Source organism: Paenibacillus sp. J22FR5 (genome assembly GCF_059691975.1).
Map to the genome: position 1 here is coordinate 1 of NZ_JCAUAN010000031.1, position 22895 is coordinate 22895.

The 22895-nt window shown below is 42.4% G+C and carries 20 protein-coding genes and 5 pseudogenes; 15 read left to right on the forward strand and 10 right to left on the reverse strand.

Annotation, left to right across the window (positions count from 1 at the left end; genetic code table 11):
• Positions 1-133 precede the first annotated feature (133 nt).
• Both AC58P7_RS27060 and AC58P7_RS27065 read right to left on the reverse strand, forming a co-directional pair.
• Positions 134-892 (reverse strand): hypothetical protein, encoded by a 759-nt coding sequence (locus tag AC58P7_RS27060; protein WP_497348676.1) that lies wholly within the window; start codon positions 890-892, stop codon positions 134-136.
• Positions 893-937: 45 nt separating this feature from the next.
• A pseudogene (locus AC58P7_RS27065) lies at positions 938-1186 on the reverse strand (ketopantoate reductase family protein); the annotation flags it as partial.
• Between the two features lie 292 nt (positions 1187-1478).
• On the opposite strand from AC58P7_RS27065, the gene AC58P7_RS27070 reads away from it, so the two are divergent.
• The 5 genes and pseudogenes from AC58P7_RS27070 to AC58P7_RS27090 all read left to right on the forward strand — a co-directional run bounded on the left by AC58P7_RS27070 (position 1479) and on the right by AC58P7_RS27090 (position 4544).
• Positions 1479-1955: a TetR/AcrR family transcriptional regulator gene (locus AC58P7_RS27070; protein WP_497348556.1), complete on the forward strand. Its 477-nt coding sequence runs from the start codon at positions 1479-1481 to the stop codon at positions 1953-1955.
• A 51-nt stretch (positions 1956-2006) separates the two neighbouring features.
• Positions 2007-2480, forward strand: a pseudogene (locus AC58P7_RS27075) (AraC family transcriptional regulator); the annotation flags it as partial.
• A gap of 154 nt (positions 2481-2634) precedes the next feature.
• Positions 2635-3469: pseudogene (gene panB / locus AC58P7_RS27080) on the forward strand (3-methyl-2-oxobutanoate hydroxymethyltransferase).
• A gap of 143 nt (positions 3470-3612) precedes the next feature.
• Positions 3613-3948 carry an S-Ena type endospore appendage gene (locus tag AC58P7_RS27085; RefSeq protein WP_497348558.1) on the forward strand — a complete coding sequence of 112 codons (336 nt, stop codon included), beginning with the start codon at positions 3613-3615 and terminating at the stop codon, positions 3946-3948.
• Positions 3949-4079: 131 nt separating this feature from the next.
• Positions 4080-4544 (forward strand): hypothetical protein, encoded by a 465-nt coding sequence (locus AC58P7_RS27090; protein ID WP_497348560.1) that lies wholly within the window; start codon positions 4080-4082, stop codon positions 4542-4544.
• A 28-nt stretch (positions 4545-4572) separates the two neighbouring features.
• Here the strand turns inward: AC58P7_RS27090 and AC58P7_RS27095 are convergent, their stop codons facing one another.
• From AC58P7_RS27095 to AC58P7_RS27105, 3 genes and pseudogenes are all read right to left on the reverse strand, one after another.
• Positions 4573-4884: an S-Ena type endospore appendage gene (locus AC58P7_RS27095; protein ID WP_497348562.1), complete on the reverse strand. Its 312-nt coding sequence runs from the start codon at positions 4882-4884 to the stop codon at positions 4573-4575.
• A gap of 76 nt (positions 4885-4960) precedes the next feature.
• Positions 4961-5101 (reverse strand): hypothetical protein, encoded by a 141-nt coding sequence (locus AC58P7_RS27100; protein ID WP_497348564.1) that lies wholly within the window; start codon positions 5099-5101, stop codon positions 4961-4963.
• 203 nt (positions 5102-5304) lie between these two features.
• Positions 5305-5571: pseudogene (locus AC58P7_RS27105) on the reverse strand (ABC transporter substrate-binding protein); the annotation flags it as partial.
• A gap of 348 nt (positions 5572-5919) precedes the next feature.
• Between AC58P7_RS27105 and AC58P7_RS27110 the strand changes: the two are divergent.
• The 9 genes from AC58P7_RS27110 (at position 5920) to AC58P7_RS27150 (ending at position 16556) form a co-directional block, all read left to right on the forward strand.
• Complete coding sequence (locus AC58P7_RS27110; RefSeq protein WP_497348566.1) at positions 5920-6147, forward strand: hypothetical protein; 228 nt, start codon at positions 5920-5922, stop codon at positions 6145-6147.
• A gap of 30 nt (positions 6148-6177) precedes the next feature.
• Positions 6178-6507: a spore coat protein gene (locus tag AC58P7_RS27115; protein WP_497348568.1), complete on the forward strand. Its 330-nt coding sequence runs from the start codon at positions 6178-6180 to the stop codon at positions 6505-6507.
• Between the two features lie 307 nt (positions 6508-6814).
• A complete protein-coding gene (locus tag AC58P7_RS27120; RefSeq protein ID WP_497348664.1) occupies positions 6815-7615 on the forward strand; it encodes a DUF421 domain-containing protein in 801 nt (266 codons plus the stop codon).
• Between the two features lie 1046 nt (positions 7616-8661).
• Complete coding sequence (locus AC58P7_RS27125) at positions 8662-10464, forward strand: sensor histidine kinase (protein WP_497348570.1); 1803 nt, start codon at positions 8662-8664, stop codon at positions 10462-10464.
• Positions 10446-11627, forward strand: coding sequence for a response regulator (locus tag AC58P7_RS27130; RefSeq protein ID WP_497348572.1), 1182 nt, complete (start codon positions 10446-10448; stop codon positions 11625-11627). Before AC58P7_RS27125 ends, AC58P7_RS27130 begins: the two co-directional genes overlap by 19 nt.
• 242 nt (positions 11628-11869) lie before the next feature.
• Positions 11870-13354 (forward strand): DUF5605 domain-containing protein, encoded by a 1485-nt coding sequence (locus AC58P7_RS27135; RefSeq protein ID WP_497348574.1) that lies wholly within the window; start codon positions 11870-11872, stop codon positions 13352-13354.
• Positions 13355-13436: 82 nt separating this feature from the next.
• On the forward strand, positions 13437-14741 hold the full coding sequence (locus AC58P7_RS27140) for an ABC transporter substrate-binding protein (RefSeq protein ID WP_497348576.1): 1305 nt from the start codon (positions 13437-13439) through the stop codon (positions 14739-14741).
• A gap of 81 nt (positions 14742-14822) precedes the next feature.
• A complete protein-coding gene (locus tag AC58P7_RS27145; RefSeq protein WP_497348578.1) occupies positions 14823-15698 on the forward strand; it encodes a carbohydrate ABC transporter permease in 876 nt (291 codons plus the stop codon).
• 21 nt (positions 15699-15719) lie between these two features.
• Positions 15720-16556 (forward strand): carbohydrate ABC transporter permease, encoded by an 837-nt coding sequence (locus AC58P7_RS27150; RefSeq protein ID WP_497348580.1) that lies wholly within the window; start codon positions 15720-15722, stop codon positions 16554-16556.
• A gap of 155 nt (positions 16557-16711) precedes the next feature.
• Here AC58P7_RS27150 and AC58P7_RS27155 read toward each other — a convergent pair whose 3' ends face one another.
• From AC58P7_RS27155 to AC58P7_RS27170, 4 genes are read right to left on the reverse strand one after another with little or no spacing between them, the layout of a single operon-like run.
• Positions 16712-17806, reverse strand: a complete 1095-nt coding sequence (locus AC58P7_RS27155; RefSeq protein ID WP_497348582.1) for a GerAB/ArcD/ProY family transporter — start codon at positions 17804-17806, stop codon at positions 16712-16714.
• A gap of 33 nt (positions 17807-17839) precedes the next feature.
• The gene (locus tag AC58P7_RS27160) at positions 17840-18082 is read right to left on the reverse strand and encodes a hypothetical protein (protein ID WP_497348584.1); all 243 of its coding nucleotides are present in this window, start codon (positions 18080-18082) and stop codon (positions 17840-17842) included.
• Between the two features lie 14 nt (positions 18083-18096).
• Entirely contained in the window at positions 18097-19266 is a 1170-nt protein-coding gene (locus tag AC58P7_RS27165) for a Ger(x)C family spore germination protein (protein ID WP_497348586.1), read from the reverse strand.
• A gap of 49 nt (positions 19267-19315) precedes the next feature.
• Positions 19316-20896 carry a spore germination protein gene (locus AC58P7_RS27170; protein WP_497348588.1) on the reverse strand — a complete coding sequence of 527 codons (1581 nt, stop codon included), beginning with the start codon at positions 20894-20896 and terminating at the stop codon, positions 19316-19318.
• A 168-nt stretch (positions 20897-21064) separates the two neighbouring features.
• Here AC58P7_RS27170 and AC58P7_RS27175 point away from each other — a divergent pair.
• Positions 21065-21166: pseudogene (locus AC58P7_RS27175) on the forward strand (SDR family NAD(P)-dependent oxidoreductase); the annotation flags it as partial.
• 5 nt (positions 21167-21171) lie between these two features.
• Here AC58P7_RS27175 and AC58P7_RS27180 read toward each other — a convergent pair.
• Entirely contained in the window at positions 21172-22839 is a 1668-nt protein-coding gene (locus AC58P7_RS27180) for a GMC oxidoreductase (RefSeq protein WP_497348590.1), read from the reverse strand.
• Positions 22840-22895 lie beyond the last annotated feature (56 nt).

Sequence of the window (22895 nt, forward strand, 5' to 3'; positions counted from 1 at the left end):
CATCAAGATATCAGTGGACATTAAAAAAGATGACCCCTGACCAGTTCAGGGACCATCTCCTTGCTGCTTAGTTCTTTTTATTAAAATGTCTACGAAACGGGTTACAGTTCAAGAATGCAAGGACCTCTTCTGTTTATTTTACCGCGGCTTGACTTGCCACTTCGTGCTCTGATAGACGTTTCAGTAATTCCTGCAACGCCGTCATCTGTCGGCCGCGACGCTTCCCTTCGGCAAGGGAATTTCGCATGGATTCTACGTCCTGAGCACGAACCTTACCGCCATGATGGAAGCGGTTGAATGCCGGATAATCTAGTGGCAGCATGTCCCGTTCCATTTTTAGGTGTACTTTTGCCATCATGCGCGGCCCCATGAACAAGGCTATCATCTTACCGAACAAACCATGTTGCGGGAGTGCCGCTATTTCGCCTTGGGCACGGATGGCAAGTCGCCAAAGTTCCTTGTTCGCCACAACCGTCGAGAAGTCAGGCCAGCCCATAATGTCACACGCTCCGTATACAGGAAAGCCAATGCTGGAGTAAATGTTAAACAGTGCTGGGCTTAGTTGACCACAACGCGAGACCTCACAACGGTTGTAAATCTTGACGAATTGCTTTGCTGCAGCTTTGTTGTTGGTCTCGACTTGGAAACCGACCCTGTTCGCGGGATGCTTATAACAGACAATGGCCTTTGCTACCTGTGCCGGATCTGTTGGTGCATGTACAGGCAAGTTAGCGCTTCCTTGGTGACTTAGCGTGCCGAGAACTCCTCTTAGCAAGCGATCTTCCGAGATCTGCATGACCTTGAGATAATGCTCGCGAAGGCCAATCCCGGCACCACACATAATGACAGTAGCTCTAGAAGCGCGTACCAAGTCGCCGAGTTTACGCAACATGGCTGTGCCTTCCTTCGTGTGGCTGGCAATTCCGTCAAGTGTAATGATGATAAACTGAAATTGTTTATCCGCCAGTTCAGCGACATCCTCGATGACGCTGAAACCGGTGAAATTTTTCAGTGTAGCGTCGTCATAACAATAAAGCTGTTGAGGAGAATTGTATGTGGCTTTTCGTCCTTCTCGCACGAGGAAGGTAATGTCAGTACCGGACAAACTGAGATGGTATCCGATAGAGAGTCCTACTGCCCCCGCTCCTACTATTAGGATATTGGGTTTGTTCATGATAGGTGTCATTTTTATGCACTCTCCTTGTATTCGTTGAAATAGAGTTATACCGTCCTCCAAGACTCCGTTCTGATTATTTCCATTAAATGAACATATGTTGATTAAATGCCACAGTGATAGTATAATCTACTAATATCCAGAATCACAATAATCAATATACGAGTTAATGTTATTAATTCAACATATCGACTTGAGTTTGTTTAAATAGATGGGGAAAGAAGAGGATCGTATGGTCGGAATAAAGAACAATAGAAGAACCAAATATACGACAGACCTCATTAAGAGGAGTTTCCTTTCTCTGTTGGAAACGAGAAAATTGCCTCAAATAACGGTCACCGAAATATGCAAACAAGCAGACATTAACCGCGGTACCTTCTATCTGCACTACAAAGATCCTTATGAATTATTTGAAGTGATGCAGAAGGAAATTAATCAAGAGATATTGGAGACGTTGCAAAAGGATCAGAGTCCGTGCACGGTAGATGGATCCTTAATCAAGCTATTGAACATAATCCAAGAGAAGAAAACGATCTATCGAATCATGATTTCGGATAGAGGAGAAAGTAACTTTTTATCAGAAGTATTGCTTGAGGTTCATAAAGATTATCGGCATAGAATGGGAGATGACCAAAACAAAAAGGACCCGTCTGCAATGGACTATTCTTTTACTTTTATGGTTCACGGTTCTATGGGAGTCATTAATCAATGGCTGGAATCGAATGGGGAGGAAAGCCCGAGCGCTATTGCGCATATCATTTCTTCTTTTAAACCAGAATGAACGTGAACAGGGCTTTATTTCTGCAATAATATACTAAATGGCATTTCATTTTATGCAATAGGCGTAACATTGCGTGGTATTCAACATTATAACTTGGATGGCAGTCTACAATTATCCTATCAAAATGGAATTATGCTTTTTAATCCAGAACAGGCCCATGACGGAATGGCACATGATAAGGAAGGCCTTGATTATGTCATGCTATATGCCATATTGAGTGAAAAAGATGAGGCGTTGTGCAGTGAATTACTCTTAACCCTCACGGTTAGTCTGATTCAAACCAATCTTTCTACAGACGACAAGAAAGATAACGCGCTAATTAGAAAAGCAAAGGATATGCTTCATGCCAAATTTGAACATGTACTTAAGCTTGATGAGATCTGTAAAGAGCTTCATTTATCGAAATTTCAGTTTATCCGATTATTCAAGGCTCATACTGGAATTTCACCCTACCAATATTTTCTTAACTGCAAAATCGAATGTGCAAAGCAGTTAATCGAAAAAAATAGAGATATTTATGTCGCACATAAATTGAGGTTTCTGCCTAGATCCGTTTACCGGACCGGGACAGAGGGATAAAACAAGGAAGAGAGTATGTTAGATCCTTTGCTTTCAGAAGGATCTTTTATTTTGCTCTTTGAACTGTTTAATCCCTCCCCTAATTAAAGGAAAGAGTATGTTGAAACAAACGACAGATTTCTTGAGAATGAATCAAAGCAATGAAAAGATTGTCATGTTAACAGCCTATGACTTTCCTTCTGCAAAACTTGCAGAACAAGGGGGCGTTGACGTCATTATGGTGGGTGATTCGCTTGGAATGGTGGTTCTGGGTTACGATTCAACAATCCCAGTTACACTCGGAGATATGATTCACCACACGAAAGCTGTTAAACGAGGAGCAAAGGATACATTTATCATTACGGATATGCCGTTTTAAACCTATCATTTATCTGTTAGAGATACATTAATCAATGCCGGGAAATTAATTCAAGAAGCCGGTGCCCATGCTGTGAAGTTGGAAGGTGCCGATGAAGTCATCGAACATATCACCATCCTGACAAGGGCAGGAATTCCTGTCTGCTCCCACCTTGGGCTGACACCGCAATCGTCGGAGTTTTAGGCGGATATAAGGTGCAGGGAAAAGATGCGTCAGCCGCTAAAAAATTGCTGGAAGATGCTAAGAAATGTGAAGCGGCAGGGGCATTTGCGCTTCTTTTGGAATGTGTTCCAAGACAACTTGCAGAAGAAGTAACCAAAGCCCTTTCGATTCCAGTGATTGGAATCGGTGCTGGAGTGGATGTGGATGCCTAGGTTCTCGTCTATCATGATATTTTAGGCTATGGTGTTGAGCGGGTACCTAAGTTTGTCAAACAATACCATTCGGTGAATCCGATTATATTGGAATCAATTCAAGCTTATTCTGCTGATGTGAAGAATAAACGTTTTCCTGAAGAAAAAATATTTTTACGATGAAGGAAGAGGAACTGAAAGTACTTTATGGAGGTAAGCAATGAAGGTAATTTAACAGAATCAAAAAAGACATCGCAAAAAATCATTCAATCCACCCATATTTTCAACAATAGGGAAAACGTTTATTCCAAACTCATTATCCATTAATATAATAGTCTTGTAATGTAAACAAAAGGAGGAGTGTATAATGAGTTGTTCAAGTGGACTTGGAGGTGGATGCTGTCCTCCTGCACAAATGTTCCAAGAACAAATTTGTGGTAATTTTAACGGACCTTCAGCAGGTGACGTATGGAGTGCCCCTGCTGGAGCTTATTTTGCAGGAACCTTTCAAATATTCAACTCAGCTTCGAGTACAGCGATTGTTACTGCTCCAGGGACTGCTACTCCCGCTATTGCTTTAAGTGCAGCTCAAGGAAATACGGATTCCCAATCTGTTAATAATCCTACCAGCTTTTCAATTATCTCAGCCGTTGGAGACAGTGGCACGTTTTGTATCACTCTATATAAACGTATACTGGCGTAGCCTATTGATATCATAATCAAAGTGTTTCGTCTACTCTTACTATCCAGGATCGTTGATGTTAAGGTACCCGCAAGGGTACCTTTCTTTTTAGGCGAAATAAAAAAGTTTATAGTAAAAAAATAAATAGAAAAGTGGTGAAGAACAATGGGAGGATATTTGGTTCTCTTCCAAATGGGCCTTTCTCACCCATCCTCTTTTTTGCTACTTCTACCGAAACGACAACGGGTAATCTAGTCGGTGTCGGTGCAGTCGATGTTCTCACGCTTGGCGTAAGTCCGTCAAGTCCAGGTCAGCATCAAGTAAAGCTTGATTCGACAGCCGAGTTAGTCTTAAACAAACCTGCTGGTACTACTCTTACTTATAGTATTGATTATCGGTTACAAAAAGACGGTGCAAATATTGCAGTCCTCACAGAATCTGGGAGTTTTACTGTTCCGAACGCTAATGAAGCTTATATCCTAATTCCAAGCCTAACTTGGAATGACACAATTACTACTTCTGTTACTTACACAGTGGAAATTCAAGTTACAACGATCACACCAGCTGCTACTACGATAACGGCACAAACTCGGGCGCTGAATGCTATTGTATTTTAAAATGGTATTTTGCTTAATAGGTAGTTAGTTATTTTCTATAATACAGGGTTATCCAGTATTTACCACTGCACTTTTGTTCTAATTTACCTTCAAAACTGATTTCAAGATTAGTTATAGATTTGAAAGTTACTGATTTGGTTTGATCTTTTTCTTCGATGGTAAATAAGGTTATATCTGGGATGCCATCACCATCCATATCTGCTTTGACAGTCATCATACATTCACTGGAATTAAACACTGTAACTGAACCGTGAAGAGGAGAGATGTCAATTGATCTCCAATATTCTATAAATTTACCGTTACAATCCTGTTGAATGATACCGCATAATTCATCCTTCACAAGTTCATCTTTCGGAGATTCTGAAGGTAAAGGAGGTTTAGGCGGGAAGAACGGTGGACACCCGGATGGAGGGTTCTTAAATATACAATTCGATGTGCGCAACTTTCTCCTGCACGTACATGAACGCCGCCGTAATGGTGGACGTGCCCGACAAGACCCATAGCGCCGCGATTTTTTTTTCGGTTGGGATGATGAGGTGACGCATCGTATTCCGCATGTAATTTGAACCCCCATTGTTCTCCCTCTTTTCCATTAAACTGATGCTTCATACTATGTTGAAACCACCACGTATGCAATTGTTCCAATGAAAATAGACTCATAGTAGGGGGATGAAAGTTACTCAATATCTGCTCCCTTGGATTCCAGAAACTACCTATACAGACAGGCCCATGCAATTGCGCATGGGCCTACTCAATTGATTTATTTTACCGTTTTGTTATAAGCACCAATTTTCTCCGTAATGCTTTTTGCTGCGCTGTCAAGCGCCTCTTTTGGAGCTTTTTTGCCAGTCAAAGCTTCTTCGATTGCCGTTTCGACGATTTGACGAGCTTCCGGGAATACGCCCAACACAGCACCTTGGGTTGCTGTGTTCGCTTTTGTTATATGCAATTGATCAATTGCAGTTTGGAATTGCGGGTATTTCGCAAAATCCATAGATGCTTTCATTTTGTTGATGCTTTCATCATAAGTACCTTGGAAAACAGCCTCAACCTGTACATTTTTCTGAGAGGCATTGAAATCTGCGACTAACTTATCGACGGCTTTGCCAAGCTCTACGCTCGTCGAGTGCCACCAGATCACTTTAATGGGTTCAGTTGGTTTTTTTACATCAGTTGTAGCGGAGTTTGCATATTGAACAAGAGGATGTTATAGCTGCCTCGGCTGCGGGACTGGATAAAGGATGAGACTTACACGATTTATTTTCCTGTTGAACAGAAATGAGTTTTAGGAGCGAGATGGATAAAATGACAGTTAGCGGCAAATAGTAGATGGGGTGAGACAAACTTTTTTGGATAGAGAGAGGAGGAAGCGAATATGCCAAATAGTCAGTCCCAGATGACCCAAACGACATCCGATCGCAATGTGCTTACAGACAAGGAACTCTCCTATGTGAAAGACTTTCTGTCTTGGGAGCTGCTCGCGATGAAGAAGTGCCATGATACCGCTAATCGGTGCACCGATCCGCATATTCAAGCACTTATTAACCAAACGGGACAAAAGCATCTCGACCACTACAATTCGCTGCTTACGCTGCTTCATTAGCGGTTTGCGGCATCCACTGGAGGTACAGTTATGAGTCTAGAGCTCGCCATGCCCCAATCGGGACAACTTCCGCAAGTGAAGGGGCCGGATTTAAACGATCGCGATTTTTTAAATGAAATTTTAACCAATGAGAAGTACTTGTCTTCCGGGTATAATACGGGGTTGCTTGAAATGCAAAATCCAAAGCTGCATGAAACGGTGCAAAGTATTTTGAGCGATACCCATAATACCCAATATCAGTTGTTCAACCAGATGTTTCAAAAGGGCTGGTACAAAATGAAAGTCGCGGATCAACAGGAAATTCAGCAAACGAAAACGCAATTTACGAATTATCAAACGCAGTTTCCGACGTTTCATTAATGGATAGAACGGAGCCTTTGCACCCAAGTGCAGTTGGTTCCGTTTTTTTATCTTAAAAAAAGCGCGACGCTAGAAATGAGGCGGAATCATGCGAGGTTGCATGCTGACTTCGATTTCGCCAAGCCAAAGATTGCTTCCTTCTATTTTACGAACAGGAAAAAATATCATGTTTTTGTATAGATTTCATAATAATTACAAACAATTCAATACAAGTGGAATTTTGTTTGATAAAGAGGAGGATTCGTCTGTGTTAAATTGGGTTGAAGTTTTATTGCGCACATTACTATCGATTGCTGTACTTTTCCTTATGACAAAGCTGTTGGGTAAAAGACAAGTTACTCAACTTTCCTTCTTCGAATACATAACGGGTATTTCAATTGGTAATCTTGCGGCATCCATTTCGTTGGATATTGACTCGGCATGGTATCTAGGTCTAGTTTCCTTAGGTGTATGGGTTGCATGCACGTTAGGTATTGAATTTTTGCAGTTAAAAAGTAAAAAGATGCGCGATTTCATTGATAGTAAAGGAACTGTACTGATTAGAGAAGGAAAAGTTTTGGAAGATAATTTAAAGAAAGAACGTCTCACCACCGATGAACTCATGGAGCAATTGCGTAAAAGATCGGTATTTAAAGTGGCCGATGTTGAATTTGCGATCATGGAACCCAGCGGGGAAATCAATGTGCTTTTAACTCGTGATAATCTACCGTTGACGCCAAAACATTTGGGCATCAAAGTCGCGCCCGAGAAGGAGCCCCAAGCGGTGATTATGGATGGTGAAATCATGGTTGAAGCCTTAGCCACCCTTGGTTTTAGTCAGGCATGGTTGAAAACCGAGTTAGATAAATTGGGTGTTACGATTGAAAATGTGTTTCTAGGTCAGGTCAATTCTTACGGCCAATTGTTTGTGGATTTGTTTGACGATAAGATTATGGTCCCTGTGCCACAGGAAAAAGCAACCCTTTTTGCAACATTAAAACAGTGCGAAGGCGATCTAATGTTGTATGGACTGACCACGAATAATAAAAAGGCAAAAGAGATGTACGAGCAGTGCTCAAAACAAATGGAGGAAATCATTAATCAATTGAAGCCTGTACTTAAACATTGATGTTTAAAATTTAATCCTGCACAAACATGGATGAAATAGCAGTTAATTAGCAAAGAAGACTTCCATTCCATAAGTGAATGGGAGTCTTTTTTTGTAGGGAAGCCTATATAATGCGAAGTTTTCGTCACTTTTTAAAGAAAACGACAGATTTCAAAATATACTTTTAGCTCCTAACTGTCTAGAGTATGGGTATCGAAGGTTCATACATTGGCAATCTGGTAACTAAGGAGAAGAAGACAAATGAAAACGTTTTAAAAAAACTACAGTTTAACTTTATTGGCGTTACCAGGAATAGCGTTATTATTTATTTTTGATTATCTGTCATTATACGGATTATTACTTCCTTTCAAGAATTACAAGTATGATCTGGGAATCTGGAATAGCCCGTGGGTTGGATTGGATAATTTCCAATTTTTATTTAAGGGCGATGTGTTACAAAGAGTGTTAAGAAACACTTTGCTGTACAACCTTGTTTTCATCACATTAGGCACAATGGCTTCAGTTATATGTACGCTGATGCTTCTGGAGGTCAGCAAGAAATTTGTGAAGGTTCGATTTCGACCTTGCTGTTGAGTCGAAGGGGATGAGCATCGCCTTCCGGGAGATCGATTCGGAGCGAATTGAATTCGAGACGGAGGCGGGCAACGTCTATGTTTTACTGCCGTCTGTGGCAAAATCATAGTACTGACTATGGTAATGGAGGTGAATGAATGTTCATCTCCATCGGGTGACTCTATACATACAATAGGACTAAAACAAGAAAAGCGATATCTTGTTTTAGTCCTTTTCATGCTTAATTATTGTGAAAAATGCAAGGAAAAACTAATTAATTAAAATGAGTTTATATAAAGTTTAGTTGAATTTAAACTAAAATAGGGTTGACTCGCTATTTATTTCGATATATGATGATATCTAAATTCAAATATACTAAACTAGATTATTTGAATTTATAATATTTTCGTGTGTAATTTTATGTGTGTTCCAATTCCCTTTGTTGAATATTTCAATAAAGGGAATTTTTATTAATTTGGATGTGAGGTGCTAAGATGACGAGATGGAGGAATATTCGATTTCAGACAAAGTTGTTTGCAATGTTTCTTCTTCTCAGTAGTATCCCGTCTCTCCTGATCGGGATTATAGCGTATCAGAAATCAGCCGTCATGCTTTACAATCAGACGCAGCAGGATTTGAATGTTATTCTTGCACAGATGAACACGTCTATCGAACGTCAAATTAGTGATTTTGACCGTTTCTCTATGCTGCCTTATTTTATACCGGAGACATTTAATTTTTTAAACAAGCCGTATACGTTGCCGGAACAATGGGGCTCAGCGGAAAGGGATGCGCAGCGAACGCTAATTCGTCTTATGAGTGCATATCCGTCGATTAATTCATCCATCAAAGGTTTGATGGTATACGGAATGAACGGATCTAAGAATGGTTATCTCATTAGTGGGAATCCAACCATTAAACCGGAGGTAGATGAGAGAGAGTCGGTATGGTATAAGAATGTGATGGAGAAGAAAGGTGGTTTTGTTGTTACAGGCATTATGGAAATCAAGCAATTCAAGGATTCTTTCAATGCGATCATTGGCTCCCGTTTGATTGTGGATGAGGATTCTCAACCTCTAGCTGTCATAGCGTTCTATATTTTACCTGATTTCATACCGAAAATCGTTAATTCCTTAGAACTGAAAAATGTTCAAGTCACAGTCTTGGATCAGGATCGAAACTTGATATATACCTCTGACAAAAAGTTGGCAGAGCGCATTCAATCGATCGGTCTTTTCCAAAATATTGGGACTTGGGAAACCACAGTTACAGAGGATTCTAAACAGAGATCTTTCAGTGGCATATTTCTTAAAAGTGATTACTTAAACTGGAAAATTTATATGGGTGTGAACAGTGATGAAATGCTGAAAGGCAGTCGAACTATTCGTAACTATACCTTTGGAATCGTAATCATTATGGGGTTTGCGGCGGGGGCAGTATCTTGGCTTCTGGCGAGGGGATTATCGAAACCGATCTCGAGGCTTATTCGTTCCATGAGGGACGTTGAAAGAGGGAAATTCTCTGTTCCTGATTCGTTTGGCCGCGGGGATGAGATAGGTCAGTTGCAGGTTAGCTATGGAAAAATGGTGCATCGGTTAGATGAATTAGTACATTCTATTGAGGAAAAAGAAAGACAAAAACGTTTTGCAGAGCTGTATGCGCTCCGAGCGCGGATTCAACCGCATTTTCTCTACAATACGTTAAATTCTATCCGAATGTTGGCTATCCTCCAGCAGTCTAATCAGATCGCAAAGCTTATTCATGCGCTTAATAAGCTATTGCATGCAAATATGAAACTCGATACGGAGCTTGTTACATTGGAGGAAGAAATTAGATTACTAAAGGCTTATGCTAGCCTAATGGATCTTAGGTATACGAATGTTTTTGAGGTAGAATGGCAGATCCCTGTTGAGCTTTACCATGCAGTTGTGCCTCCCATGGTGCTTCAACCCTTGCTTGAAAATGCAATTTTCCACGGTGCTAAAGGGCTGGAACGCAAAATGCATATTGTTGTATCGGCTGCTCTTTGTACTGACCACAGAACACTTATCCTCCAAATTTCTGACGATGGCGTGGGGTTTGAGAAAAACTCATTGCATCTGTTGAATGAAATGAATGATGAGGAAGAATCAACGCATATCGGGCTTCGAAACGTTAACGATCGAATTCGTCTCCGTTTTGGTTTTGAATATGGGTTAACGCTAGAACGGCAGATGGAGTGGACATGTGTTTCGCTTAAGATGCCATATACCTACAAGGGGAATGGAGGAAGAGGAAAATGTGGAACCTGCTCGTAGTTGAAGATGAATCCATTGTTCGACTAGGGCTTAGGTACATGGTCAATTGGGAGAGCCTAGACATATTTTGGAAAGCGGAAGCGTCGAACGGAGAAGAAGCCTTACGCATATTGGAGAGCGAGCAGATTCATATCGTAATGACGGACATCCGAATGCCAGGAATGGATGGACTGGAGCTGGCGCGGCAAATTAAAGAGCGTCATTCGAATGTACAGATTATTTTTTTGAGCAGCTATGACGATTTTGCCTATGTCAAGGCAGCACTCCGTCTCGGTGCTATCGATTATTTGCATAAACCGACGATGGATGAAGAGGAAATTATAGGTACTCTCCGGAAAACTGTTGCAATGCTCGAGGAACATTCTCAGGCTTCAAATCCACAGCTTACAGAGGATGATAGGAACCAATATTTACTATCTCTGTTGGATAAATATACGTTCCCGGATTCCCCACTGATTGCCGAGGTTATGACAGATGAGCTTAAGTCGGGCTGCTGGTTAACCGTCATTCGGAAGAGAGGGGATGCGATGTCAGAAGAAGCCGATTCTGAGCACCTGCGTTTTCTTTCCATGCTCTATTTGGTTGATGAATTCGTCTCCAAGGACTGGGGAGGAATTGTATTTCATCGCCACTATCGCGAAATTATTTGGATCGCACCAGCCACTGCAAAGTCAGAAACCATTAGGCAAGCAGAGCGAGTGAAGTATTTGGAAAGTTTGAGGCAGAAAGTGTTAGAGCTTCTGAATATTGCTATTATTTATTCGTCTAGTACCTCATGCGAGTCTATTACTGAGTTACCAAAAGCGTATCTGGAAGCACTGCTAAGGCTGCCCGTTAATGAACAGAGCGACAATCTGATTGTCCGTATGGCGAAGGAATTGATTGATAAGTCTTTATTTGAAGATATTACACTTACAAAAGTTGCTGTAGATATTCATGTTAGCTCGGGCTACTTAAGCCGTGTGTTTCTAAAGGAAGTAGGCGAAAATTTTAGCGATTATGTCATTCGCAACAAGATGGACTATGCTCAAAAACAGCTTCGCGAGACTACAAAGAAGGTCTATGAAATCGCTGCCGACATCGGATACACGAATGCTTACTACTTTAGCAAGCTGTTCAAAGAACGATTTGGTATAACGCCGCTAGAATATCGCAATCAATAGCGCATAAGTTACTTCCCTTGTACTGCAAACCTTTTGCGGCATAAGGGATTTTTTCATGTTTTTTCGAATTGAACAAAAAAGTATAGGAAATGTCAAAAATCAGCTATGGATAATGTTATCTTGACTATTTCATCAATTTAATTGGACATAATTACAATGGAAAGTGCAGTTTCCGTTACTATTATGCTACGCCGGACTTCCGTACAATGTTAGTATAACCGATAGCGAAAGGAACAGGAGTTATGACGAAGCAAATAGAGAATACATTCGAAGTTGAACAGTGGGGGAGATACGAATTCCGCTGCGAAGGACCCCATCAAGGAAATCCGTTTACCGATGTTTACTTCGGTGCACGTTTCAAATACGGTCATCGCGTGGTGGAAGCAGATGGTTTCTACGACGGAAAAGGTCAGTATTGCGTTCGGTTTATGCCAGACAGATTAGGAATATGGTCTTTTGAAACCGTTAGCAATGTGTCTAAATTGAACGGTCTTACAGGAACTTTCGATTGCGCAATACCGGGGCCAGGCAATCATGGGCCCGTAAAAGTCGATAACATCTATCATTTTGCCTATGCGGATGGCATACCGTACCGACCATACGGCACAACCTGTTATGTGTGGAATCACCAACCTGAGATGTTGGAAAAACAGACGTTGGCAAGCTTGCGCCAATCTCCCTTCAATAAAATCCGGATGTGTGTGTTCCCCAAACATTATGATTACAACCTGAAGGAGCCTGAATTATATCCTTTCGAGGGTTCACTTGAGACCGGCTGGGATTTTAGTAGATTTGATCCGACATTCTGGGAACACTTAGAAAACCGAATTCAAGACTTACAGGATTTAGGAATAGAAGCCGATCTTATCTTATTCCATCCGTATGATCGGTGGGGATTCGCTAAGATGAGTTCGGATGTAGACGAACGATATTTACAATATGCCATTGCTAGACTGTCTTCCTTCCGAAATATATGGTGGTCGTTGGCCAACGAGTATGACCTCATGCATGAGAAGAAGATGAGCGATTGGGACAGGTTCTTCCAAATCGTTCAGGAGCGTGATCCTTACCAGCACTTGCGTTCAATCCATAATTGGCACAATCCGGAGATTCATTATAGAAGCAATCTGCATTGGTACGATCATGGCAAACCATGGGTGACGCATGCTAGCATTCAGCATCATGATCTGAACTTTGTTCCAGAATGGCGGGATCAATACCTTAAACCAATTGTTGTCGATGAATGCCGGTACGAAGGAAACTTGAATCATGGCTGGGGTAATATTACGGGGGAAGCGATGACTGAGTGCTTTTGGAGTGGAATGGCTAATGGAGGTTATGTCACGCATGGGGAAACATTCTTACATCCGGATGTCATCTGGTGGTCACATGGCGGGACGCTTCAAGGAAAAAGTCCGGAGCGCATTCAATTCTTAAGGAATTTATTAGAAGATGGGCCCCAACTCGGGTCAACCTCAATTAACTTTAAGTGGGATGCGGCTGCCAGCGGTGTGGATAATGAGCTTTATCTCGTTTACTTTGGACAAAGTTGTCCCGCGTATAGAATGTTGGAGCTTCCCGAAGATGGTCGTTTTGAAATTTCCTTGATCGATACGTGGAATATGACCATCACGCAGCTTGATGGAGAATTCAAAGGTGCTTGCCGTGTCGATCTGCCTGGGAAGCCGTACCTAGCTATGAGAATCAAGAGAATTGGAAACGATTAAAGGGGGTGATCTATGCGATTTGAAACGGGAGAAGCAGCACATTGAATCATCAATTCAGATTTTACTATTAGGGGGAAAACGTATGAAGAAAATGGTAACTGTACTCATGAGTGTTATGCTCGCAGGTGGTGTGTTAGCAGGTTGCGGTACGGATAGCAGCAATAATGTAAAAGGCAATGCAACTGCAACGACTTCCGACAACGGAGGAAACGCAACTAAAAAAGTGAGCATATCCTTATGGACTTTGGATAATGGCTGGGATTGGGTGGCTAAAGCTCTCGAGGATTTTAAAACGGAAAATCCCAATATAAATGTGCAATTAAGCAAATATGCAGTGGATCCCTTTAAAGAAAATTTGAAGCTAGCTGCAAATTCAAAGACGCTTCCGGATATGTGGTTTACTTGGGGAGGGACTCTTGGTTCCTTCTACCCTGAGAACGGACTAACTCTTGATTTAACTTCAATTGCTAAAGATCATAAGTATGAGGGAATGTATAATAAAGCGGCCTTGGATATGTCATCTTACGGTGGAAAGCTAGCTGGCATTCCAATCCACTTGAACGTTATGGGCATGTGGTATCCGAAAAATATATACGACAAAGCCAAGCTAACCCCGCCTACGACTTTTGCTGAGTTTGACTCGCAATTGAAAACTATTAAGGATAGCGGTGTTATTCCACTTTCCTTCGGAAGCAAGGGTGGATGGCACACAATGCGCTTGACCGAAGTGCTTCTTGAACATTTTGCAGGACCGGATCTACACGACAAGTTATCAAACCTTACCGCGTCCTGGAACGACCCGGCTGTTGTCAAAACATTTGAGAAGTTAAAGGAATATACGGATAAAGGCTACTTTTCGAAAGGCTATGTTTCGCTTGATCCACAAGAAGCCCAAGCTAGTTTCGAACAGCAAAAAGCTGGTTTGATAAACGAAGGGACTTGGTTTGACCGAGATATTAATAACGCTGGTACTGACGCTAAAAATTTTGGCGTATTTAAATTCCCGACGGAACAGAAACCTGCTAGAACTTCGGTATTTGCTGAAATGTTCCAAATTAATGGTTCATCAGATAAAGCAAAGCAGGAGGCTGCAGTAAAACTTGGCGAGTATTTGACTAGCGTTAATGTAATAAACAAGTACAACGAAACTTACGGAACGCCGGCTGCACTAAATACGAAATTGTCTGATAAAACACCACATGTGAAAGAAATGCTAGAAAGTGCAAATGACGGAGCCTTTTTGATTATGGATCAGGCTTTACCACAACAAGTCATTCAAAAAGTATTCGAAGCGCAAGACCGTGTCGCACTCGGCGAATGGACGCCACAACAAGCGGCGCAAGAAGTTGATAAGGCTGCTACAGATTTCAAAAGTAAGAAGAAATAAAGTTTCGTAACATCATAGAGGGCTTGGTTGGAGCGATCAAGGATTTGATCGCTTCAACCTCTTCCAAAAGGAGGATTCCGGATGGAATTCAGAATCTTGAAACCTGTGCTGTTTTTACTTCCTGCGTTTTTGATTTATTTGGCGGTTATTCTCGTTCCTTCCTTATATACACTGTATCTTAGTTTTTTCAGTTGGAACGGGGTAGCACCGAGCAAAGATTTCGTAGGGTTGCACAATTATATGGATCTAATTACAAAGGACACTGTATTTCCGAGGGCTTTAAAAAACAATTTGCAGTGGATGCTTGGCTCACTGGTTATGACATTGGGACTCGGACTGTCACTCGCGTTACTGTTAAATAAGAAATTAAAGGGACGCACCATGTTCCGCGGCATCTTTTATTTCCCATATGTGTTGTCGGGAGTCGTCGTCGCTACGGTCTGGGCTTGGATGTATAATCCGACACAGGGTTTTGTCAACAAAGTTCTGGAAACCATTGGACTAGAAAGCTGGACGCATGCATGGCTGGCGGAACCGAAAATGGCTCTTTACGCGGTATTTGTCGCTGCTGTGTGGCAAGGGGTTGGTCAGCCAATAGTACTTTTCCTAGCAGGATTGTCAACAATCTCGCAGGATCCATACGAAGCAGCAATCATCGATGGCGCAAAGCCCTACCAATCATTTTGGTACATTACCCTTCCACTTCTTCAAGAAACATTCATTATTGTCATCGCAACTACCATGATTGCTGCAATGAAGGTATATGACATCATTTATGCCATGACAGGCGGTGGTCCGGCGGAAAGCACGCAGGTGCTGTCTTCCTATATGTATTATCAAACCTTTAAATTCGCCAATATTGGAATCGGGTCAGCCATTTCATGGATATTAGTGCTTATTGTTATGGCCGTTCTTATTCCATATGTATATTACACAACAAAAAAATCGCATTTGTAAGTTGAGGAAGGTGATAGAAGAATGCATGAACAGAGAAAACACCCGATTTCCAGTGCGATGACATACGCTTCATTGGTCGTGCTGTCCATTTTGTTTTTGATACCGGTTATTTTTATAGCGTTTACTGCACTCAAGTCGAACGCAGATTTATTAAACTATCCGTTCTACTCGATACCGAAGGAATTTCACTGGGATAACTTCCTGAAAGCTTGGGGTCAGGGAAGAATGAGTATGTACATGAAGAATACGATAATAATTTGCCTGGTTAAAGTTCCTTTAGGGATTTTAATTGAAGCCCTAGCGGCTTTTGCCTTGACGAGGCTTAATTTCAAATGGAGCGATCCCATTTTTACACTTTTTCTGATCGGTATGATGATCCCTATCCAGGCAACGCTTGTACCGCTCAACATATTACTAAACAAAGCAAACTTAGCAGGCACATATCCTGGAATCATTTTAGTTTATATTGGATTTGGAATTCCATTCGGTATCTTAATCCTTCGTGGTTTCTTCAGAACAATTCCGAAAGAATTAGACGAGGCATCGTTAATCGATGGCTGTGGAGACTGGAGCAAGTTTATTAAAGTTATTCTTCCACTTTCCATGCCCGCAATCGCGACGCTGATCATTTTTGACTTCATGGCGACTTGGAATGAATTCCTGCTTGCACAAATTTTCATTACCAAGGATGCAATGAAAACGATTACGACAGGGCTGATGGCCTTCCGTGGAGAGCGTTCAACGGATTACACACTTTTGAATGCTGCCGTGTTGATTTCAATTATTCCAGTTCTCGCTGTATATTTGACGTTCCAGAGGTTTTTTGTCAACGGATTGGCAGGTTCAGTGAAAGGATAAGCGATAGGAAAGAGCAATATACGTAGATGGACTATTACCAATAATTTTACTTTGATACAACGAAGGGGTTTCTATGATAATTCCAACGAGTTCGCGGATATTCTCGGCACCACGCGCGGCGTACATGTATCGACTTGATCAATCAGATGGCGAATTTAAGCTTTTTTCCTTATTGCTGCTGCTGCAGTAACGACAAGTAAAGGCAACAAATAAGAGAAAGTGGCCCAAAACGCATGAATGACGGAGACCGCATAAATCCAAGGGGCTGCTCCATTTTCAATTTGATGCAGAGAAAAGAGATAGCAGATTAGCGCTAGAGGAAAGACAAGGATTCGATCGTCCCGGAGCCCGAACAATTTCGTGAATGTCAAATTCAGTATAAAGAGAGTAATCGTTGCTTTTATAAAAGAAGTCATGATCAAGGAAACACCGATCATGGACTCAAATCTTTGAATGACTTCAAGCAGGTCAATGATTCGAGCGACCTCGAACATCGAATATTTTCGTTCGCCTGCCATTGGACCGAACACCAGAATTGTGCTGAGCGTTACAGCGATTAAAAAAAAACCATTCACAAACAAGGCGAGATACATGCCTTTCTTTACTTTTGGCCGATCTTCCTTACGCACATAAGGAAGCAGCATGGCCATAAGCACAAGTTCGACATAGGGGAAACCGTATGAGAAATATGCGCCAAGTAGGACTGGCTTGATGCCGTCCGGCAGAATGGGGAACAGATGATCGATCTCGTAATTGTTGGCAGACAATATAAGAACGAGAATGATGAAACTGAGGACCAAAACGATAGGAACAAAGAGCATTCGGGCGATCGTTTCTATCCCTGAACGTACGGTCAGAGCGACTACAACAAATACAGCAAGTACAAATAGATACAACGGGGTTTGGCGCATCATGGAACTTGTCATAAATAACCCAATATCCAGGACAATTCCGGATGTCATGTGGAATTGAAACGAAATGAAAGGAATTATTAGAAGGATTGTAATCCATTTGCCGACTAAAGCCCTGCTGGTTTCGATGAAAGTAAGGTCTGGAAATTTTTGGTACAAATAAAGAATGCAGGATAAGATGAATGCGCCAGCAGTTATAGAAAGGATAAGGGAAATCCATGCTCCGTTTTTGGCGTAGCCGATTAGTGGTCCTGGGATATTTACTATGGAAGATCCCGTCATGAATGAAAAAAACAAGACACCCATTTGTGAGGAGCTAATTTGTTCTTTTGATTTCATTACTTGCACCCCCGCAGTCGCGATTTCGATTAGTTAAGAGGGAACCTTTAAAAATTCAACAATGCGACGGGCAGGATCGCTAAGGAGTGCAGCGGCGGCTTCTTCCAGAAAAGGCCATTTCAGGTTAAATACATGACTAATGCCGAGATAAAGAGAAAGCAGCAGCATAGCTGAATAAGCCATGATCTCGCGGCCGGTCAGCTTTTTAAGTCTCGGTATATCCGCTATCGAAATAGCCGCGTAAATCACAAGCAGCAGGAATATCTTGATCGACATTTTTCATGTCCCTTCTATTTTTTCAAAACAGGATTAGCGATGGATGTTCCGCTGTTGATGACCTTAACATCAACGGAGATATCAAACTGAGTGTTTGCAAAGCGGTCATCCCATTGTGGCTTCCATTCCTTCCACAAAGTCGGATTTTTTTGATAAATTTTGTTGCCCAGGCCGATGGCATCGAATTTATTTTTTTTTAACCAACGGGTTGTTTCCTCAATTCGTTGTTTGATCGTCTCCTCCACTTTTTTGGCAAACTTCTTTTCCTCATTTACCGTTTCCAGCTTGGAGCAGGACATTTCCATGAGAGCTATTTCTGCGCTAACCTTAACTTGAACTTTCAGCGAATCCTCATTCATCACTTTAGGCTGCCATTTACTTTTGAAGGTGAGGATTTCAACAGCTTCTTCATTCTGTTTGGGCTCGGACGGATTCTGGCAGGGGATTTCGATCATTCCACTGTCATATTTGTTAAGAAGCATTTGCACGATTTCTACGTTAGAAGGTTCCATTTTACCCACAAATTTCCCCTTTTTAAGCATGGCAACTCCGGCAATGTTCGTGACTGTTTTTCCATCTTTGGATAAATACAGATAGGGAACCGTAGCGTTGCCGACCTCGCTTTTCATTTGCAGACCTAATTTCAACAAATTGGTTGCTATTGTTTTGCCGCTATTGGACGAAGATGATTTTTCACTTTGAAATAGTTGTTGGCTTATCGTATTTTCGATGATCGGCTTCATATTCAAATATTTGTCAGCTCTTCCTTGTGCGATCATGATGGTAACTGTCAGCCGGGGCTCGTGATCCCGATAAAAAAATTCGAGCAAAGGGAATAGCTCCCCTTCACGAGCAAGCTCTTCTCCGACAATAATTAGACGGGTATGGCTCCACTGGGTTTTGCGGCCGAGATTAATGGGAATATCCCGTATGGCTCTGGGAAGCGTAGCCGCGACTGTCGTCACATTGGCATAGGCTTCATTGGTCGATTTACCGCCAATCGAACCAACACCCTGGGTTGGCTTGAATACTTGTGTAGTCAGTGAAATTTCCCTTTCTCCGGCTTTATCCAAGGCAATCCCCATCACAAACCCTTTCTCAGGAAGCTCTGCCCGATCCCAACAACCGGTCAAGACGAAAAGTGCCGATAAGCTTATGAACAATATCCATATCTGCCTTTTCATGATGTTGGCTCACTCCTGATTTACGAGTTGGATTGTTTTCAAGGCTGCCTTAATGAGGGTTTCGCGGTGAGCGCATTAATATATGGAGCGGTGCACGAATGAGTATATCTTTCATATGTTTCGGTCTAAAAGGACCGATTGAGCCTAAATAAGGCTGGCCTAAAGAACGTAAATTCGCCAAGTGAAGCCAAATGAGCATGAATGCGATTAATATGCCGAATATGCCCAACGTGGCTGCGAATACCATGACAGGAAACCGTAAAATGCGCAGCGCTATGGCCAAGTTATATTGAGGTACGGCAAAGGAGGCAATTCCGCTTAGGGCAACGGTGATCACCATGATCGGGGATGCGATGCCGGCATTGATGGCCCCTTCTCCGATAACAAGCGCTCCTACAATACTGACCGCTGATCCGACCGGACGCGGCAGACGAATTCCGGCCTCCCGAAGCAGTTCAAAGAAAAATTCCATAATGAATGCTTCGAAGACAGCGGGGAATGGAATCCCTTCACGGGAATTGATAATGGCGAGCAGCAGAACGGTCGGAATTAATTCTGGATGGAAAGTGGATAAAGCAATATATACGCTGGGCAAACCCACGGCAATAAATAAGGCTGCGAATCGCAATAAACGGATAAGACTTGCAACAATGGTTCTTTGATAATAATCTTCGCTGGATTGCAGTAGTTCGACTAACAAACCGGGACAGATCAGCATGGAGCCGGTCCCTTCAACCAACACGACAATTTTCCCTTCCAGTAAGGACGCAACGGCTACATCCGGTCTTTCGGTGTAACGGTATTGAGGAAAAGGAGAGTATGAGGAATCCTCAATAGCTTCTTCAATATACGAGGTTTCTAATATCTCTTTGCCCTGAAGACGGGTCAGTCTCCTTTCAAATTCGGCTAACGTTTCAGGATTGACGGTTCCATCCAAATAACCATAAGCAACTCTCGTCTTCGTTTGACCCGAAACGGGCAGCATTTCAAATTTAAAATTTGGGGATTTTAACCTAAGTCGCAGCATGCCTAAATTTTTATTTAAATTTTCAACTGTGCTTTCGCGAGGTCCTTGAACGACCGGTTCGATGACCGATTCAGTGACTTGTCTGGTTTCAAGACCTATCGCATTATAACTTAGTGCTTTGTTCCATTGGTCAAAGAAGACGATCAGCTTGCCGAGTAGTACATCATTAATGGCATCATTTAAATCCTCAATTAATGTGGCGCTTTGCGCTGAGGCGACATGACGGCTGAAAAAGAAGTCAATATCATCCGGAGTAACCATCGTTCCCGGGCCAACTTCTTGTGTGACCAGGTCCTGGAGCGATTCTTTAAAGAAGTTATGTTCTTTTTTTTGAATCAGTGCCTCCGAATAGATGGAGAATGCGGCATGCTTCATTTCTGGACCGTAGTGCCACTCCAGAATGACAATGTCGCTGCAACGATCGAATACCGTCTTCATTCTCAACAAGTTGTCCATCAAATGTGCAGAGATGGCATTAGCGTTTACATCTGCTGGCAGTGGCGGATTCACAGTGTCAGTTGTGGAAAGCTGTTCATTAAGAACGTTATGCAAAGGCGTATTGTCGCGATAACGTCTTTGAGTAAGCCTTTTGAATAGGTTCATGAGTTCAGTCCTTCCTCGAGGATTGTATTATTTTCCCCATAAAGCTGGAAAGTAATTCGCAGGAAGGGTATTTCTGTTAAATATTTTTAGGCTATCACCCATTGCTGCAACGAAGAATAATCTGTAGGGAACTAATGCCAGTGGAGGCGTCCATTATGCATTATAGTGATTATCAATACAAGCTCCGTAACGGCCTATGTAGGATTTGAAGAATTAATCGATTATTCCGCGACGAAGGGAGCGGTCGCCTCCTTTACCCGCTCATTAGCTTTTGATCAAGACTCTTGTAGCGTTTGGATGATGTAGTCGGCCGTTCGAATCGCCAAAGCCACTATGGACAAAGTAGTATTCGTTGCGCCGATGGAGGGCAGCACGCTGCCGTCTGCTATGTAAAGACCAGATACACCATGAATTTGTCCATACCTGTTCGTGGCGGAAGTATGCGGGTCATCCCCCATTCTGCATGTTCCTGACTCGTGGTTATCGGTTCCGATCGGCATTAAGCAAATCTCGGGAACACCGTTCTTGGTCGTTGCCAGGTCCAACTGCATAGCTCTGGAAGCTTGCTGTAAGGCGGTCGACATCTGCCGGATAACCGCTTCATCCTTTTCACTGTATGCGAAATTGACTTGTATTTCTGGTACCCCGTATGCGTCTCGACTGCTTGGATCCACATACACTCTGTTTTCGTAACGTGATTCCACCTCGCCGGAAGCGCCGAAAAAGCTGATTTTCCACAGGTCCTTGATCGGTTTTTGTTCGTATTGATAGTTAAAATATTGTTCCGGACCTTGCAGTTGAAGCTGATAGGGACGCCCCATAAGCTGCGGAATGATAATTCCCAATACGCCTAGCGGCTCAGTAAAACCTCGGGTATTTACGTTTGCTGTGGCAATCAAGTACGAATGGTTAATGAGATAACGGCCGATTGCTTTTCCCGGAATCTTAGAGTTAAGCAATATTCGTGGGGTTTGTAACGCGCTTGCCGATAAAACGATTGTTTTCGCCTTAATGAAATGGGATTTCTTATCCGGGGTCATCACCCGAACTCCGACTGCTTTGCCACGATCCGTTACCACTTCTGTAGCATAAGTATTAACGGCCAAATCAAAAGGACGCCGAGCTAATGCTCTCGCCAAAGAAACAATGGAACTGTAAAAAACGTTTGAATGAATTTTACCGAATCTGGTTTGATCCAGATCGGCGGCGACTGGAATATCTTCTGCATTGTAAAAGCCGTTTTCCCGAAGACGCTTAAGCAGGACTTGGGTAATTGACGAATCTTTCGTATAAGAGCGGGTGACACTCATCAATTCTTCAGCGATATTGTAATAAAAATTCATTTCTTGGATGGAAACCGGCCATTTGGCTATGACGTGATCAGGCATGCGCGGAGTGATCGCCCCCCAGAGCAAGGTTCTTCCGCCTAAAGCATAAATAAGCTTTGCGCCGGGAAGTTGCGGGAGCCGGTCTCCAATCGGATAAGTTATTCGATATGGTCTTAATAATCTAAAGTTATCGCCGTTTATCGTCGCTATGTTCATTGCATGGGTAGGCAGGGAAATGTCTCCTCTTTCGACGACGCCAATCTTCTTACCGTTGTTCCCCCACTGCTCGGCTAACCGCCAAAGGGCGGCTCCTCCTCCGGCTCCTGTCCCGACAATAAGCACATCGTATTCGGTTTGGGCCATCTGTTCTGCGGAAGTGAGCGGAATCCACTCGCGAAGAAAATCCGGCTCTGGTACAGGCGGGCAAAATTCGGCAAAGATTCGGTTATCGGCTTCAGGCATGGTCATGTCAGGAAGGTTAACCCGCTCACCTGTGATAATTGTATCGGGCCTTGCGATATGTGGATTAACCGACATCATTTGCAGTAATCCTACCTGAAATTTTCGAGAAATTTGAATAAGGGTATCTTCGTGATCGGCAACATAGATCCTCATGTAATCACTTCCTTTTTAAATAACGTATATGCTCCCAATACCTATGTTAATGACAT